This window comes from Streptococcus sp. GMD4S, from assembly GCF_000296955.1.
Genome location: NZ_AJRE01000270.1, coordinates 1 through 1,065 on the forward strand (window position 1 = coordinate 1; position 1,065 = coordinate 1,065).

Genomic DNA, 1,065 nt, shown 5'->3' on the forward strand with positions numbered 1-1,065 from the left:
ACTTGACCATCTCACTCGGGGTTGCGACCATGCAGGCCGAAATGGCAACCAACTATGGTTTGATCATGGCAGGTGCAGCTCTTGCAGCCGTGCCAATCGTAACCGTCTTCCTTGTCTTCCAAAAATCCTTCACTCAAGGGATCACTATGGGAGCTGTCAAAGGTTAAGACCTTGCGAAAATCGAATTCAAACTACTTTAGTATCACCTTGCCATACTTAAGTATTGCCTGCGGTTGGCTTCCTAGTTTGTTCTTCGATTTTCATTGAGTATAAGAGAATATAGAGTTATAAGTGTCTACAAAATGGAGAGTGTGCAGTTGCTTCGTGAAGTTTTGTCAGACACTTATAAACTTAAGAATGAACTCTTTTCATGATACTAGTTAGAGTAGGTTCGTTTTATGGCAACTATTTCCCGCTTTAGTGGTATCTAAGATAAGCAATTAACGCTTATCTTAGACGGAATTTTTGAGACTGACGATGAAAGAGCAAAAGGCTCAAAAATTAGGAATTTGCTTCCGTCCGCACTATTACTGGGAAATAGAGAAAGGATAATTCGGAACTGAAAACTAGTAATTATCAGAAACGAAGGAAACAGTATGATTTTTGACGATTTGAAAAACATCGCCTTTTACAAGGGAATCCATCCCAATCTAGATAAGGCTATCGACTATCTCTACCAGCACCGTAAGGATTCTTTCGAACTCGGCAAGTATGAGATTGACGGGGACAAGGTCTTTCTAGTTGTGCAGGAAAATGTCCTCAATCAAGCTGAAAATGATCAATTTGAGCATCATAAGAACTATGCAGACTTGCATTTGCTGGTAGAAGGACATGAATATTCGAGCTACGGTTCACGTATCAAAGATGAGGCAGTAGCATTCGACGAAGCGAGTGACATTGGCTTTGTCCATTGTCATGAAAAATACCCACTCTTGCTGGGTTATCACAATTTTGCGATTTTCTTCCCAGGAGAACCTCACCAGCCAAATGGCTACGCAGGGATGGAAGAAAAGGTTCGCAAGTATCTCTTTAAAATTTTGATTGATTAAAAGAATCAGGAGGAGC

Annotated in this window: 1 protein-coding gene and 1 pseudogene; both read left to right on the plus strand. The window is 40.8% G+C overall.

The window, feature by feature from the left end; genetic code table 11:
• A pseudogene (locus tag GMD4S_RS09280) lies at positions 1 to 167 on the plus strand (carbohydrate ABC transporter permease); the annotation flags it as partial.
• A gap of 429 nt (positions 168 to 596) precedes the next feature.
• The gene (locus GMD4S_RS09285) at positions 597 to 1,049 is read left to right on the plus strand and encodes a YhcH/YjgK/YiaL family protein (RefSeq protein WP_000575429.1); all 453 of its coding nucleotides are present in this window, start codon (positions 597 to 599) and stop codon (positions 1,047 to 1,049) included.
• The last annotated feature ends 16 nt before the right edge of the window (positions 1,050 to 1,065 follow it).

Coding starts and splice junctions, on each gene's coding strand:
- GMD4S_RS09285 (WP_000575429.1), top strand. CDS start 597: ATGATTTTTGACGATTTGAAAAACATCGCCTTTTACAAGGGAATCCAT.